The sequence below is a fragment of the Embleya sp. NPDC020886 genome (assembly GCF_044333915.1).
GTDB lineage: Bacteria > Actinomycetota > Actinomycetes > Streptomycetales > Streptomycetaceae > Embleya.
This window is the reverse complement of sequence record NZ_JBIRRX010000016.1, coordinates 81,068-94,633: the sequence shown is the minus strand read 5'-3', so window position 1 is coordinate 94,633 and position 13,566 is coordinate 81,068. Positions and strand designations below refer to the sequence as shown.

Here is a 13,566-nt window from a genome sequence, read left to right as displayed (position 1 = left end):
GCCGACCCCCGGGGGCGCGCTCACGCCCGGAGCGGCAACACCGCGCGGGCGCGGACGAGTTGCCCGTACGGCTCGGCGGTGTCGGCGGGCAGTGTGGCCAGCCACAGCACGTCGTCGGCGGCGCGCTCGACCGCCGCGTCCCGCTCGGCGGGCTCCATCGGTTCGGCCGGATCCGCGCGGCACACGCTCGCGGCGTTGACGAGGATGTCGCGCCGGGAGGCGTCCTCGGTCAGCTCTCGGGCCAGGATCCGCATCGCGGCGACCCGGCCGATCATCGACGGGACGCCGATCCACGCCGGCCAGCCTTCGGCCGCCGCCCGCCCCTCCTCGACGGCGCGCACGTAGTCGTCCATCACCTCGGCCAGGTCGGCCAGGCTCGCCCGCTCCACGTCGAAACGCGCGCGCAGCCGGTACGGCAGATGCCGCAGTTCGCCGAAGTCGCCCGCCAGGAGTACGAATCGGGCCCCGTCGCGCAGCAGCGGCCGGAACGCCTCGATCAGCCGGTGGGTGTCGTGGTTGTCGGTCCGTACGTAGGACCCGACCTGGTCCTGGTTGCGTACCCCGAAGGCGATCCGGGCGGCGGCGCCGGCGATCACCACGTCCACGCCACCGTGTCGGGCGCCGAGGGTGTCGGCGAGCGTGCCGACGCCGGCCGGATCGTCGGGTGCCAGGGTCGCCGACCTGGGCGCGAACCCCTCGGCGCGCAGCCGGGCGACGGCGGCCCGCCCGCGTTCCGGGTCCGGGGACGTCAGGTAGACCACGCCGTCGTCGCCGAGGCAGCGGCACAGCCCGCGCACCAGCGCGAGGCCCAGCGCGCCGGTCGCGCCGGTGACGAGCGCGGTCTTGGCCATGGTGATCCCCGATTCCCTGTTCGAGCGTTCCGCTCGGCGTATCTCTACGATCGTGCCGGGGCGGCGCCCGAGCAACGACGATGCTCGCAACCCCGGTTAACCCAGGGGTTACCGATGACGAGAGGGAACCGGGAATCGAGACCGGCTGCGATCGGCCGATCCCACCGGGCACCGCAGGGCGCCGCACGGCGTGACTGGGCACAGCGACGAACGGCGGGGGCGTATGGAGCTGCGGGACATCGAGATCTTCCTGGTGCTGGCGGAGGAGTTGCACTTCGGCCGCACCGCCGAGCGGTTGCTGGTCTCCTCCGCCCGGGTCAGTCAGGCGATCAAACAGCAGGAACGCCGCATCGGCGCCCCCCTGTTCGAGCGGACCAGCCGACGCGTGGCGCTGACCCCGATCGGCCGGCAACTGCGCGACGACCTCGCGGTGGGCTATCAGCGCATCCAGGACGGGATCGAGCGGGCCGCGGCGGCGGCGCGCGGCCTGTCCGGGACGCTGCGGCTGGGCACCATGGACGCGACACTGGCCGAGATCCCCGACGTCCTGGACACCTTCCGGACCCGGCATCCCGATTGCGAGCTGCGCATCCGCGAGGCGCACCTCGGTGACCCGTTCGGGCTGCTGCGCAGCGGTGAGGTCGATCTGCAACTGGTCTGGCTGCCGGTCGAGGAGCCCGATCTGACGGTGGGTCCGATCGTGCTGACCGAACCGCTGGTGCTCGCGGTGTCGGCCCGGCACGAGTTCGCCGGGCGTACCTCCGTCTCGCTCGAAGACCTGGCGATCGGGCCGGTGTTCCGGATCGACGACTCGGTCCCGGCGTACTGGGCCGAGGCGATCAATCCGAGCCAGACGCCCAGTGGCAGGCCGATCCCGCGCGGCCCCGCCAGCACGACGGCCCAGGAGACGCTGACCGCGATCGCGGCCGGGCTGGCCATCTCGCCGGTGCCCCTGCACGCGGTCAAGTACTTCCCGCGCGGCGACATCGCCTACATCCCCATCGACGACGCGCCCACCCTGGCGTGGGGCCTGGTCTGGCGCACGGCCGCCTACTCGCCCCTCGCCCAAGCCTTCACCCGCGCCGCCACCGACACGCTCGCGGCCTCGGCCGAGCCGGGCAAGGGCCGGGCGAGCGCTACCCCCCGGCCCTGACCCTCCCTCTGCCCTCCTGCTCCGGGCTCGCCGAGCCCCTTCGGCTCGCCGAGCCCGCCACCGCTCGCGGCATCGCGACCAGCGCCAACACCGCCGCGCCGGCCACGCACCCCGCGGCCACGGCGAACGCCGCGGCGTACCCGTCGGCGAGCGCGGCCGGTGTCGGTGCACGATCGCCGGCGCGCGCGGCCGTCGTCGAGGCCGCCACCGTGCTCAGCACCGCCAGGCCCACGGCGCCGCCGACCTGCCGAACGGTGTTGAGCAGCCCGGCCGCCACGCCGCCTCGGGCGGGCGGGACCCCGGCCGTGGCGGCCAGCGTGATCGGCGTGAAGGCCGCCGCCGTCCCGATCCCGAACAGCGCTCCGGGAATCGCGATGGTCGACCAATACGGACCGTCCGGGCCGGTGGTCGCGCCCGCCGCCAACCCGGCCAACCCCAAGGCGCCCAGCGCGCAATACAGCGCGACGGCCCCTCGCGGGCCGAGCCGAAGGCTGAGCGGCCCGGCGGTACGGGCCCCGATCATCATGCCGAGGCCGATCGGCAGGAAGCCGGCCCCGGCCCGCAGCGGCGCGTAGCCGTGTACGTACTGCAGATCGAACGACAGGAGGATCAGCGTCGCGACGAACCCCAGGGTCAGCAGGAACATCACCGCGTTCGCGCTGCGCACCGACCGGAGCCGGAACAGTCCCGGCGGCAGCAGCGCGTCCGCGGCCCAGCGTCCCTGATGCACCACGAACAGGCCGAGCACGAGCAGCCCGCCGGTCAGCACCGGCCACACCGACGGGCTCGCCCACGCCGCGCTTTCGGAGCGCATCACCGCGAACACCACCGCCGCCGACCCGGCGGTGACCAGCGCCGCGCCGACCACGTCGAGCCGTCGGCGCCCGCCGGTACCGCCCGCACTCGGCGCGAGCACGCCCGGCGTGACGAGCACGGCGGCGATGCCCAACGGCACGTTCACCAGGAACACCCACCGCCAGCCCAGCCACTGGGTCAACACCCCGCCGAGCACCGGCCCGGCCGTGGCGGCGATCCCGCCGACCGCACTCCAGGTGCCCAACACCCGGGCACGACGCGGCCCTTCGGGAAAGGTGGCGGTCAAAGCGGCCAGCGTGGCGGGCATCAGGAACGCCGCCCCCAACCCCTGTGCCGCCCGGGCCGCCGACAACATCGCGGGCGATACGGCCAGGCCGCAGAACAGGCCGGCGGCGGTGAAGAACGCCATGCCGAGGCACAGGATCCGGCGCAGCCCGTACACATCACAACACCGCCCGCCCAGGAGCAGGAACCCGGCGAAGGCGAGCGTGTAGGCGTTGACCACCCACGGCAGCGCGGCGGCGGAGTAGCCGAGGTCGACCCGGATGTCGGGCAGCGCCACCGACACGATGGTCGCGTCCAGGACCACCACGAACGTGCCCGCACAGGCCAGGACCAGCACCAGGCGCTCGCGCCGTCGCTCGGTCCGCTGCTCGATCGAGGGTGTGACGTCGGCTTTCATCGATCCTCCCCAGGCGTGCGTGATCGACCGGCGCGCCGCCGATGCGGACCTTCGCGCTCGGGGCCGGATCGCGTGGGAACGACCTTGCCTTCTCAACCCGGGTTGAGGTCAACTGAACCGATGAGCGACACCTTGGTACCGGTGGGCAACGTCGCCGACCGCTTCGACCTGCCGATCTCGACGCTGCACTACTGGGAGCGCCGCGGGCTGGTCACGCCGCACCGGCTCGCGGGCCGGCGGTACTACGACGCCGAGCAGCTCTACCGGATCGCGCTGATCCGGCTGTGGCGCGACACCGGGTTGATGTCGTTGGACGAGATCGCCGCCGTCCTGGCCGGCCGCACCGCGACCCACACCTGGCGGGACACCGTCACCTCCAGGATCGCCGCCCTCGACGCGCAGATGCAGCGACTCGACACCGCCCGCGGCTACCTGCACTACATGCTCGAATGCACCCGCGACAATCCGGCCGCCGACTGCCTCCAGTTCCGCAAGGAGGTCGTGGTGCCCGCCCCGAAGGACTCGACGGCAGGACCCACGACCGGCGCACCGCCGAGCTCGTGAACCCGGGCGCACCCGGGTGCGCGGGCGGCGCCCTCCGCGCGCGACGGCGCGCGGGAGCCCGACCCGCGAACGCCTTCCCGCGCGGTGGGAGGGAGCGCGGACTACCGCCCGGGCAGCACCCATTCCCTCGGGTCGCCGTCGGGGCGGCGGACGGTGCCGGCGGCGAGGTCCTGGAAGCCGGCGAGGCGGTTGCGGACGGAGTCGGCCACGTAGTCCTCGATGGACGCGGCGAGCCCGAGCCCGATCAGCGCGCGCACACGTTCCACCGCTTCGGGAGACAGGTTGACGCGGACCTCGGCCCCACCGGCACGGGTTGATTCGATACTCATCCGCCGGACGCTACCGCGCCCCACCGACACCACCGCCTCGTCGCCGGCCGGTTCCCGGGCGCCGGCCCCACTCGTCGCGATGCCACCGCGCGTTCACCTGGATCAGCGGGTCGAGTCCCGGTGTCGGGCCAGTTCGAACTCGATGAAGGCGGCGATCATCGCGCGCCAGACGGCCTCGGCCACCTCCGGGGCCAGGCCCTCGACCGTCGCCCGTTCCCGGGCGGCGGCCACCACCTGTTCCACCCGGTCGGGGGCTCGTACCGCCGCCTCGTCGGCCTTGAAGTCGGCTGCCGCGCGCACCAGCTCCTGGCGTCGCGCGAGCAGCCGGGTCAGCTCCAGGTCGAGCGCGTCGATGCGGGCCCGCACGTCGGCGAGGTTCTCGGGATCGGACATGCCCGCATCATCGCAGCAGGCCCGACGCACTCCCGGCACGGCCCCGGACCCGCGCGGCCGAGACGACGGCCGCTCCGGCTCGCCCGGCGCCACGACGCGGGTTCCCGTGGGAAGTGCGCCACCGGACGCCCGCCCCGAAGCACCTGCCCGATCCCGCCCGTGCCGTCGCGGCGCGCCCGACCGTCCCGGGGTCGGTGGCGCCGACTCGCCTACACTCCGGTTGTGTCCGACCTGACCTCCCCGCCCCCGCCTCCCCCGCCCGGCGACGACGCACTCGACGCGGTCGCGGTGCTCGCCGACCCGGTACGCCGGGCGCTGTACCGCCACGTCGCCGCGGCCCAGGGGCCCGTCGGACGAGCGGCGGCGGCCGACGCGGTCGGGATCCAGCGCACGCTCGCCGCGTTTCACTTGGACAAACTGGTCGAGGCACGGCTGCTGAGTACCGAATTCGCGCGGCCGGCGGGTCGCAGCGGCCCGGGTGCCGGTCGACCGGCGAAGTTGTACCGGCGCAGCGCCGTCGAGACCAGCGTGAGCCTGCCGCCGCGGGCCTACGACACGGCCGGGCAGATCCTCGCGGACGCGGTCGAGCGGGCGGGTGCGGATCGGGCGGTGCGCGGGGCCGCCTACGACACCGGACTGGTCGCCGGGCGCACGCTCGGCGGGCCGCCGGCGGAGGGCGCCGACGAGCACGATCGGGTGGTCGCCGCGCTGACGGCACGCGGATACGAACCGGTCCCGGCGGCGGCCGACGAGCCGCACGGCGCCTCCCGGATCCTGCTCCGGAACTGTCCCTTCCACCAACTGGCCGAGGATTTCCCGCCGCTGGTGTGCGGCATGAATCTGGCCCTCCTCGAAGGGCTCCTGGACGGTCTGGGCGCGTCCGGATACCGGGCCGGGCTGGACTCCGTGCCGGGTCGCTGCTGCGTGGTCGTCGAACGGGCGACGGGGGCGAACCAGGAGGGCTCGACCGGATGATCCGCACGCACCGGGTGTCGCGGACGGTTCCGCGACGGATCCCCCGGCCAATCCCGGGAGCGGCCCGCGAATCTCTAAAAACAATTCTCATTGACATAGAGCTCGGCGCCTGGTGAGGTGATCCCATGCCTTCGACCCACCACATCGCCCAGTTCAACGTCGCCCGCATGCTCGCCCCGCTGGACACCCCGACGATGGCCGAGTTCGTCGCCGGCCTCGATCCGATGAACGAACTCGCGGACCACGCGCCCGGCTTCGTCTGGCGGCTGAAGGGCGAGGACGAGGGTGCCCGCGACGCGACGGACATCCGTCCGTACGACGCCGACACGATCGTCACCATGTCGGTCTGGGAAACCCCGGACCAGCTCTGGGAGTTCGTCTACCGCAGCGGCCACCTGGAATACCTGCGCCGCCGCCAGGACTGGTTCGCGCACATCGCCGAGATGTCCCAGGTCCTGTGGTGGCTCCCGGCCGGCATCATCCCGACCTCCGCCGACGGTCGGACCCGGCTGGACCATCTGCGCGAACACGGCCCGACCCCGTACGCCTTCACCTTCCGCAACCGCTTCCCGGAGCCGGCCCCGTCGTCGACACCGGCCCTGCAGCCGGCCGACATCGCCTGACCGAGCGATCCGCGCCCGAGCCCAGGCCCGGGCGCCGCGACATCAGGGCGTCAGGGCCGCGTCCACCGCCTTGGTGTCCCAGTAGAACGGGCGAATCTCGGTGATCAGGCCGTCCCGAACGGTGATCATCTGCATCACCCAGGTGTCCAGGACCCGCCCGGTGGCCCGTGCGGTCAGCAGACCCCGGTTCAGGATCGCCACCGACTCCCCGTCGACCGCGAAGCGCTGTTCGAGGAACTCCATCTCCCGCCACGCCTCGCTCATCGCGGCCATGAAGTCCTCGATCCCGCTCGGACCGTACCGGGGCCCGCCGTAGGGCAGTCCCGGAGCCTGGTACATGACCACGTCCGGCGCGAGACACGCGGCGAGTTCGGCGAAGCTCGCCCTGCCTCGACCACCGGCGCCGATATAGGCGGCCTCGGCGGCGAAGAACGCCTCCAGGACGGCACGCGCATCGTGTTCGGGTCGGGGTGCGGGCTCGGGTTCGGATCCGGGCTCGGGTCGGGGCATGGACGCGGACTCGGTCGTCCTCGTCGGGGCCGTCCTGTCGAAACTCATGAACCCATCGTGACCACTCGAACCACCCACCCGCCGGCGGCAATCGGTCGTCACGCTTCGCCACCACCCTCCCTGCGGTGTGCTTGGCGTCACACGGAACCTTTTCGGGCCCGGCGTCCTCTTCCCGACGACCGGCTGACAACTCGTCAGCCCGGAGAGGGGACCGCGTCGTGGACATCACCACCGGAGCCGCCGGAGGCACCGAGCCTGCCGAAGGTGCCGAAGGCACCGAACCGGCCGAACCCACCCGACCCGACGGAACCGCCGCGCCGACCGCCTCCACTGCCACCGCCGGCGTTGCGAGACGCGCCGGCACGGCGGTGGCCGCGCTGCTCGCCGCCGATGCCCTCCTGCACGCGTTCTGGGCGACCGGCTCGACCTGGCCCGCCGACGGCACCGAGGCACTCTCCCGCGGGCTGCTCAACGCCGACGTCCCGTTCACCCCGCGCACCCTGCTGCCGCTCTGCGCGCTGCTCGGCACCGGCGCCGTCGGCGTGTTCGCGCACAGCCGGGGTCGAGGCGGCCGGGTCGGCGCGCTGATCACCGCGGCGGTCGCCGCCGGACTCGCGATCCGGGGCACCGTGGGCCTGGTCTGGGCGGCGGGCATCGGGACCGACCCGGACAGTACGTTCCACCGCCTCAACCTCGCCGTCTACACGCCGGTATGCCTGACCTTCGGCTACGCGGCGGCGCGCCTGGCCCGGACCGGATTCCGCCCGACGTCGAGCCGAGCGCCCCGGCCCCGGGCCACCGGGAGATGATCACCACCGTGCCGGATCGCCGGACCGAAGACCCGAGCCGGGACCCGACCCGGGGTCGGGCCGAGGACCGCGTCGCCCGCGCCGCCGACCGGCGCACCCGCGGCGTCGCCCTCGCCCGCGCCGCCCGTCGCGGCGACACCCTCGCGATGAGCGACCTGCTCGACCACCTGATCCCCTACGTCTCCGCCATCTGCGGTCCGATCGCCCCGGACGCCCGTCAGGACGCGGTCCAGGAGACGCTGGTGGTGGTCTTCCGCGCGCTGCGCAACCTCGACGAACCGGAGGCGCTGTACGGCTGGGTCCGGGCGATCGCCGTGCGCGAGGCGATCCGGATCGCCCGCCGCGCCGGGCGCGACACCCCCGTCGAGGCCACCGAACCGCACGCGCCCGGCGACCCGCAGTTGGCCACCGACATAGACGACGTACTGGGCAGGCTGTCGCCCGAGCACCGCGCCGTCCTGGTCCTGCGCGACGTCGAGGGTTTGGACGAACAGACCGCCGCCGACCTGCTCGGCGTCCCCGAAGGCACCGTCAAGTCCCGGTTGCATCGCGCCCGGGCGGGATTCCGAAGGATGTGGACGGCATGACCGAGCCACTCGACCCCGACAACACCGGATCGCCCGACGGACAACCCGCCGAAACGACACCGGCGGCAGGCGAGGCCACCGGCATCCGGCCGGTCCACGTCGACGCGGTGGCCCGGCTGCGGGCGCTGACCGCCGGCATCGCGGGTGCCCGGGTGGTCGAGGGTGTGCTGCCCGCGCCGTTCGCCGAGGTCTGGGCGGTGATGGGCGACCTGGAGCACGGTTTCGGCCGGTTCCAGCCGGACATGCGCCGGGTCCGGGTGTCCCGGCGCGACGGCGATCGGGTCGAGGCCCACGCGCGCAGCCGCTACGGCATGCGGGCCCGCTTCGACGGGATCCTGCGCCCGGGGTGGTGCTGGCTGCAGAGCCGATTCGTGATCATCGGCATGGCCGCGGTCGCCGAGCACGACACGACCCGGGTCGCGCTCACCGGTGGGGTCCGGGTACCGGGTCGAGCCGCCATCGTGCCGATCGGCGCGGAGCGCGAACTACGCCTGGCCCTGGCCCGATTGCACACGACGGTGAAGGCCGGCTGAGCGAACCGCCCACGATTTCGCCGCGTTCCGCGTTCCCGCGCCGGCGGCGCCACGTCAGCCGCGCAGCGTGGCGGCGGCCTTGAAGGTGCGCAGCACCGGCGCGGTCTCGATGCGGGTGATGGCGTCCAGGGCGACCCGGCGAATCAGGTAGTGGTGCAGGGCCTCCGCGTCGCTGCACAGGGCGTGTGCGACCAGGTTGGTGGGGCCGGTCGTGGCGGCGACGACGGCGAGTTCCGCGTGACCGGCCAGCTCGGTGGCGACCTGGTCGAGGCGGCTGGGCGCGACCTGCATCCACAGCAGCGCGGACACGCCGGCGCCGAGGAAGGCCGGTTCGATGTCGATGTCGAAGAACAACGCGTCGCGCGAACGCAGTCGGCTCAGCCGGCGGGCCACGGTGGCGGGCGTGGAACCGGTCGCGGCGGCCAGGTCCGCGTAGCCGGCCCGGGCGTCCTCGCGCAGCGCGGCCAGCAGGCACAGGTCGGCATCGGTGAGCGGGTACGGGTCGCCGTCCGCGGCGTCGGCGGCCGGGGCGTCGTGGGCGCGCAGCCGGGCCTGCTGTTCGGAGGTGAGGGTGCCGACCCGGCCGCGCCACGCGGTGGGCCCGCCCAGGTAGGTGTGCAGCAGGTAGTGCGCGGAGACCGCGGTGATGCCGGCGGTGCGTGGGATGTCGCGCAGCAGGAGGGAGTGCGCGTCCGGGCCGCCGGGCGCGGTGTGGATGATCGCGACGATCTCGGTGCCGCCGGAGGTCAGCCGGACCCATGAGGTGTCGGGGCGGCGGGCCAACGCGACGGCGATGTCGTGCGCCGTGCGGGTGGCCGCGGTCAGGCGGACGAACCACTGGTGGGCGCGGGTGCTGCGCGGGGTCGGCAGGGCGACCACCCGCAGGCCGGCTTCGGCGTGCAGGCGGCGGTAGCGACGCACCACGGTTTGGGTCGAGGAGTCGAGGACGTCGGCGATGAGGGTGAACGGAGCGCGGGCATCGACGTGCAGGGCGTGGATCAGGCCCCGGTCGAGATCGTCCAGTTCGAGCATGCTCCTCAAAATATCCGACTCGGATGGATGAAATCATCGATCCGAGCACCAAAAGTGGAACGGGATCCGGACGCCGGACCAGGGTGATGTCAGGCAGGACGCCGGGACGTCGACCGGCGCGGCACACCACTCACGGGGGATCCCATGACCGAGCACGCCACCACGCCCGCCGGCGGCACCGCCACCCACGACACCCCGGCCGCGCCACCGGGCCCGCCGGCTCCCGTCGCCTACCGCCGGCGGTGGACGGCCCTGATCGCGCTGCTCACCGCCGAGGCGATGAACCTCCTCGACGCCACCATCGTCCAGGTCGCCGGCCCCGTCATCCACGCCGATCTCGGCGGCCCCGCCGCCGCGATCCCCTGGTACAGCGCCGCCTACACCCTCACCTTCGCCCTCGGCCTGCTCATCGCCGCCCGCCTCGGCGACATCGCGGGCCGCCGCCGGGTGTTCCGCATCGGCGTCACCGCGTTCGCCCTCACCTCGCTGGCGTGTGCGCTCGCCCCCACCGCCGGCGTCCTGATCGGCGTACGCGCGGCGCAGGGTGCCGCCGCCGCCCTGATCATCCCCCAGACGTTCGGCCTGATCCGCGCCATGTTCGACGGCCCCGAACTGCCCAAGGCACTGGGCACCATCGGCCCGGTCATGGGGCTGTCCGCGGTCCTGGGCCCGGTCCTCGGCGGTGTGCTCACCCACGCCGACCTGTTCGGCACCTCGTGGCGCGCGGTGTTCCTGGTCAACCTGCCGCTCGCGGCCGCCGTGCTGGCCATCGCCCCGCGGCTGCGCGAGGACCGCGCACCGGTACCTCCCCGCCTCGACCCGACCGGCACCGCGCTGGCCATGGTCGGCATCGCCCTGCTGGTGTGCCCGCTCACCGCCGGCACCGGCGCACCGGGTCCCGGCGCCTGGGCCGCCGCGGCGCTCGGCGCCCTCGTGCTGATCGTATTCACCGCCCACCAGCGCCGCGCCGCCGCGGCCGGCCGCACCCCGCTGGTCGAGCCGTCCCTGCTGCGCGGCCGTGTCTTTCCCGCCGCGCTGGCCACCTCCACGCTGTTCTTCGCCGTCATGAACGGCGTCATGATCACCGTGGTACTGCACCTCGAACTGGGCCTGGGCAACGGCCCGCTCGCCGCCGGCCTCACCCTGCTGCCCTGGTCCGCCGGCCTGGCCGTCGCCTCCTGGGCCGCCGGCAGCCGACTGCTCCCCCGCTACGGCACCCGCGTCCTGCACGCCGGCATCGGCTGCCTCGCCGCCGGCATCGCCGCCGCAGCCCTGGCCTACCGGGTCGCGCCCGCCGGCCACTACCCACTCGGCCTGCCCTTCGCCCTCGCCTTGGCCGGCCTCGGCGTGGGCCTGTTCACCGCGCCGTTCTTCACCACCGCGCTGCGCCACGTCTCGCCGCAGGAGACCGGCTCCGCGGCCGGACTGCTCAACGCCGCCCAACAACTCGGCGGCACCCTCGGCGTCGCCGTCGTCGGCGGCATCTACCTGACCGGCCACGGCTCCGGACAGGCCGCGGGCCCCAGCGCACAACACGCCCTGGCGGCAGCCGCCGCACTCCTCGCCGCAACCGTCCCGACCGCCTACGCGATGACCACCCACCGCCACGGCCGAACCGCTCCAACCCCAACGACCGACGAAACCCCCTGACCCGACTCGGCCGGGGCGTGTTGCGCGCTCGGCCGGGCCGAGCGCGCCGCCGCCGTCGGCCCACCCCGGCCGCCGGTCCCGCCGCGCCGTCCGACGCGCAACTTCCGTTGGCCACAAGGGACTCGCCAAGCGACGGGCCGTCGACGCACCGGGTATCACCCGTCGGCGCCCACCCACCCGACCTACCGCCCCACGATCGTGCCGGGCGGACTGCCTTGGGACGCCGCCGAACGCACGCTCGCCTACGACGCGTTGGGTCGGCTGAACCGAGCGAGGAGCCCGAAGGGCGGATGCCGGGGTCGTGGTACCCGACGGGAGACCCAAGACATGCTCTAGGCCAACCCCAACTCCCCGACCATCTCGTCCCCGCGCAGCTCGCCCGTCAGGCGGAAGCCGAGCCCCAGGTAGAAGCCCTCGGGACCGCCTTCCCCCGGATGCCAGGTGGCGGTCAGGCGCGTACCGCCGCGACGGCGGATCTCGGCGGCCACGGACTCGACGGCGAAACGCCCGTAGCCCCGGCCCTGTTCGCCGGCCGCGATGTTGAGCCGCCACAACCCCGAGCGAACATCGGGGCCCGCGCCGTCCTCCGCGAAATCGATGTCGAAGAAGGCCATCACAAACCCGACAGCTCGATCACCGTCGAAGATGAGGCGAGGCCAAGCGTTGTCCGGATACACATACGCCTGAGCCAGGGATTTCACAACCGGCGCAACCAAGTGCTCCTGATCGGGCCGAACCTTCAACCCCATCGCAACATCGACGTTGTCCGCCGTAACCGCACCCAACCGAAGCGCGCTCGTCATCCACCCACCGTAAACCGACCGTCAACCACTTCTCCCGCCCCACCCACAGAGCAATCGGCCACGGGATCCATGCTTCACAACCTCCACCGCACCCTCGCCCCCGCGCACCCACCGGACCGCGACAAGGTCGCCCGCCGGCCGGCCGAGACAGCAAGCCCAAGCCATGGCCCTCACCAACCCGCTCCCGCGTCGCGGTCCCGAACCTCCCCCGCCCACAAGGGAATCCGCACGCGGCACCCGACCTTGATCCACTTCCGAAACCCGTCCCAACGGCCCCGGGCGCTGTTGGCCTCGCGCTCAACGTGACTGCGTCAGCCCCGGGAAGGGCAATGAGCAACGAGGCCATGGACCTGTACGACAACGACCTCGTCGTCCGACAGCGACCCGCAACAAATCAGCCATCCCACCGTGATCCCCAAACCCGCCCCACCCCTGCCCCCACCGACGGAGCGCCACCCGCAGACGCCCCACACGACCAGCCCCGGAACAGCGGCTGCAACCCCGAAAGCCGCGTCGCCAACGAATCGACCGTCAGTCGACGCGCCACCGCACCCGCGCCACCGCCGCGACCCTCGCGCTGGTCCTCGGCCTTCTCCTGGCCGCATGCGGCGACTCGAACCGCATCGACGTCGAAATCAACGGCAAGGCCTACGACCGACTCGTCGCCGGCATCAAGGACCTGGGCGAACACGGCCGCGAAGGCGCCATCCGCGACATGACCACCTCGCCTGGGACGACGTGTACGTCTTCTTCGAAGGCGCCTCCGCGAAGGACATCGAAACCGCCACCGGCGACCGCCTCGACCTCCCCGACGGCAGCGCCGGCGGCTCCGACTACTTCTCCAGCGCCGGAGCCCTGTTCGTCTTCACCCACAAGAAGAACGCCACCCGCGCCATAGTCGTCCCCTGGGGAGGCATCTCCAACGCTGGCGGCCCCTGGCCCCCCACCACACGCCTGATCCCCGGAACCCCCGGATCCCCCAGCTCCCTCACCCTCCGAAACTGACCTCCCCGGCCCAGGCACCCCTCCAATGCGCCCACGCCGTCACGCTCCAGCCCCCGCCCCAGACCCCAAGCCCATGCCGAGTCACAACCTCCGTCACCAGCACCATCCCGGCCGCGGCCGCCGCCGTCGCCGGAACCTCCCTCGATGTTGCGGGCCTCGTTCGCTGTGGGGGCCGTCGCGCTTGGCATCTTCTCGCTCATGACGTCCGAGTTGCTGCCCGTGGGCCTCCTGACGCCCGTCGGCGACACGTT

16 protein-coding genes are annotated in these 13,566 nt (G+C 73.4%); 9 read left to right on the top strand and 7 right to left on the bottom strand.

What is annotated here, in order from left to right; all coding sequences use genetic code 11:
• Positions 1-20: 20 nt before the first annotated feature.
• Positions 21-851 carry a hypothetical protein gene (locus tag ACH4U8_RS37895; protein ID WP_395782723.1) on the bottom strand — a complete coding sequence of 277 codons (831 nt, stop codon included), beginning with the start codon at positions 849-851 and terminating at the stop codon, positions 21-23.
• Between the two features lie 223 nt (positions 852-1,074).
• Here ACH4U8_RS37895 and ACH4U8_RS37890 point away from each other — a divergent pair, with 223 nt between their 5' ends.
• Positions 1,075-2,004, top strand: a complete 930-nt coding sequence (locus ACH4U8_RS37890; RefSeq protein ID WP_360319141.1) for a LysR family transcriptional regulator — start codon at positions 1,075-1,077, stop codon at positions 2,002-2,004.
• Here ACH4U8_RS37890 and ACH4U8_RS37885 read toward each other — a convergent pair.
• Positions 1,988-3,502, bottom strand: coding sequence for an MFS transporter (locus ACH4U8_RS37885; protein ID WP_395782722.1), 1,515 nt, complete (start codon positions 3,500-3,502; stop codon positions 1,988-1,990). The two genes, ACH4U8_RS37890 and ACH4U8_RS37885, sit on opposite strands and share 17 nt — an antisense overlap.
• A gap of 120 nt (positions 3,503-3,622) precedes the next feature.
• On the opposite strand from ACH4U8_RS37885, the gene ACH4U8_RS37880 reads away from it, so the two are divergent.
• Positions 3,623-4,066: a MerR family transcriptional regulator gene (locus tag ACH4U8_RS37880; RefSeq protein ID WP_360319145.1), complete on the top strand. Its 444-nt coding sequence runs from the start codon at positions 3,623-3,625 to the stop codon at positions 4,064-4,066.
• Positions 4,067-4,167: 101 nt separating this feature from the next.
• On the opposite strand, the gene ACH4U8_RS37875 is transcribed toward ACH4U8_RS37880, so the two are convergent.
• Both ACH4U8_RS37875 and ACH4U8_RS37870 read right to left on the bottom strand, forming a co-directional pair.
• The gene (locus ACH4U8_RS37875) at positions 4,168-4,395 is read right to left on the bottom strand and encodes a hypothetical protein (protein ID WP_360319147.1); all 228 of its coding nucleotides are present in this window, start codon (positions 4,393-4,395) and stop codon (positions 4,168-4,170) included.
• A gap of 102 nt (positions 4,396-4,497) precedes the next feature.
• The gene (locus ACH4U8_RS37870) at positions 4,498-4,788 is read right to left on the bottom strand and encodes a chorismate mutase (protein WP_395782721.1); all 291 of its coding nucleotides are present in this window, start codon (positions 4,786-4,788) and stop codon (positions 4,498-4,500) included.
• Positions 4,789-5,010: 222 nt separating this feature from the next.
• Between ACH4U8_RS37870 and ACH4U8_RS37865 the strand changes: the two genes are divergently transcribed.
• Together ACH4U8_RS37865 and ACH4U8_RS37860 are read left to right on the top strand one after the other, a co-directional pair.
• Positions 5,011-5,763: a helix-turn-helix domain-containing protein gene (locus tag ACH4U8_RS37865; RefSeq protein ID WP_360319151.1), complete on the top strand. Its 753-nt coding sequence runs from the start codon at positions 5,011-5,013 to the stop codon at positions 5,761-5,763.
• A 125-nt stretch (positions 5,764-5,888) separates the two neighbouring features.
• Positions 5,889-6,386 carry a DUF3291 domain-containing protein gene (locus ACH4U8_RS37860; protein ID WP_360319153.1) on the top strand — a complete coding sequence of 166 codons (498 nt, stop codon included), beginning with the start codon at positions 5,889-5,891 and terminating at the stop codon, positions 6,384-6,386.
• A gap of 42 nt (positions 6,387-6,428) precedes the next feature.
• On the opposite strand, the gene ACH4U8_RS37855 is transcribed toward ACH4U8_RS37860, so the two are convergent.
• Positions 6,429-6,944, bottom strand: a complete 516-nt coding sequence (locus ACH4U8_RS37855) for a nuclear transport factor 2 family protein (protein ID WP_395782720.1) — start codon at positions 6,942-6,944, stop codon at positions 6,429-6,431.
• Positions 6,945-7,114: 170 nt separating this feature from the next.
• Here ACH4U8_RS37855 and ACH4U8_RS37850 point away from each other — a divergent pair, with 170 nt between their 5' ends.
• The 3 genes from ACH4U8_RS37850 to ACH4U8_RS37840 are packed head-to-tail and all read left to right on the top strand — an operon-like array spanning position 7,115 to position 8,825.
• Positions 7,115-7,705 carry a DUF3995 domain-containing protein gene (locus tag ACH4U8_RS37850; protein ID WP_395782719.1) on the top strand — a complete coding sequence of 197 codons (591 nt, stop codon included), beginning with the start codon at positions 7,115-7,117 and terminating at the stop codon, positions 7,703-7,705.
• Positions 7,702-8,292: an RNA polymerase sigma factor gene (locus tag ACH4U8_RS37845; protein ID WP_395782718.1), complete on the top strand. Its 591-nt coding sequence runs from the start codon at positions 7,702-7,704 to the stop codon at positions 8,290-8,292. Before ACH4U8_RS37850 ends, ACH4U8_RS37845 begins: the two co-directional genes overlap by 4 nt.
• Positions 8,289-8,825 (top strand): hypothetical protein, encoded by a 537-nt coding sequence (locus ACH4U8_RS37840; protein ID WP_395782717.1) that lies wholly within the window; start codon positions 8,289-8,291, stop codon positions 8,823-8,825. Before ACH4U8_RS37845 ends, ACH4U8_RS37840 begins: the two co-directional genes overlap by 4 nt.
• Before the next feature lie 54 nt (positions 8,826-8,879).
• Here ACH4U8_RS37840 and ACH4U8_RS37835 read toward each other — a convergent pair whose 3' ends face one another.
• Positions 8,880-9,857, bottom strand: a complete 978-nt coding sequence (locus ACH4U8_RS37835; RefSeq protein WP_395782716.1) for an Lrp/AsnC family transcriptional regulator — start codon at positions 9,855-9,857, stop codon at positions 8,880-8,882.
• A 144-nt stretch (positions 9,858-10,001) separates the two neighbouring features.
• Between ACH4U8_RS37835 and ACH4U8_RS37830 the strand changes: the two genes are divergently transcribed.
• Positions 10,002-11,507, top strand: coding sequence for an MFS transporter (locus tag ACH4U8_RS37830; protein WP_395782715.1), 1,506 nt, complete (start codon positions 10,002-10,004; stop codon positions 11,505-11,507).
• A gap of 332 nt (positions 11,508-11,839) precedes the next feature.
• On the opposite strand, the gene ACH4U8_RS37825 is transcribed toward ACH4U8_RS37830, so the two are convergent.
• On the bottom strand, positions 11,840-12,310 hold the full coding sequence (locus ACH4U8_RS37825; protein ID WP_360319167.1) for a GNAT family N-acetyltransferase: 471 nt from the start codon (positions 12,308-12,310) through the stop codon (positions 11,840-11,842).
• Positions 12,311-13,048: 738 nt separating this feature from the next.
• On the opposite strand from ACH4U8_RS37825, the gene ACH4U8_RS37820 reads away from it, so the two are divergent.
• Positions 13,049-13,315, top strand: coding sequence for a hypothetical protein (locus ACH4U8_RS37820; protein WP_395782714.1), 267 nt, complete (start codon positions 13,049-13,051; stop codon positions 13,313-13,315).
• Positions 13,316-13,566: the final 251 nt, after the last annotated feature.

Coding starts and splice junctions, on each gene's coding strand:
- ACH4U8_RS37895 (WP_395782723.1), bottom strand. CDS start 851: ATGGCCAAGACCGCGCTCGTCACCGGCGCGACCGGCGCGCTGGGCCTC.
- ACH4U8_RS37890 (WP_360319141.1), top strand. CDS start 1,075: ATGGAGCTGCGGGACATCGAGATCTTCCTGGTGCTGGCGGAGGAGTTG.
- ACH4U8_RS37885 (WP_395782722.1), bottom strand. CDS start 3,502: ATGAAAGCCGACGTCACACCCTCGATCGAGCAGCGGACCGAGCGACGG.
- ACH4U8_RS37880 (WP_360319145.1), top strand. CDS start 3,623: ATGAGCGACACCTTGGTACCGGTGGGCAACGTCGCCGACCGCTTCGAC.
- ACH4U8_RS37875 (WP_360319147.1), bottom strand. CDS start 4,395: ATGAGTATCGAATCAACCCGTGCCGGTGGGGCCGAGGTCCGCGTCAAC.
- ACH4U8_RS37870 (WP_395782721.1), bottom strand. CDS start 4,788: ATGTCCGATCCCGAGAACCTCGCCGACGTGCGGGCCCGCATCGACGCG.
- ACH4U8_RS37860 (WP_360319153.1), top strand. CDS start 5,889: ATGCCTTCGACCCACCACATCGCCCAGTTCAACGTCGCCCGCATGCTC.
- ACH4U8_RS37855 (WP_395782720.1), bottom strand. CDS start 6,944: ATGAGTTTCGACAGGACGGCCCCGACGAGGACGACCGAGTCCGCGTCC.
- ACH4U8_RS37845 (WP_395782718.1), top strand. CDS start 7,702: ATGATCACCACCGTGCCGGATCGCCGGACCGAAGACCCGAGCCGGGAC.
- ACH4U8_RS37840 (WP_395782717.1), top strand. CDS start 8,289: ATGACCGAGCCACTCGACCCCGACAACACCGGATCGCCCGACGGACAA.
- ACH4U8_RS37835 (WP_395782716.1), bottom strand. CDS start 9,857: ATGCTCGAACTGGACGATCTCGACCGGGGCCTGATCCACGCCCTGCAC.
- ACH4U8_RS37830 (WP_395782715.1), top strand. CDS start 10,002: ATGACCGAGCACGCCACCACGCCCGCCGGCGGCACCGCCACCCACGAC.
- ACH4U8_RS37825 (WP_360319167.1), bottom strand. CDS start 12,310: ATGACGAGCGCGCTTCGGTTGGGTGCGGTTACGGCGGACAACGTCGAT.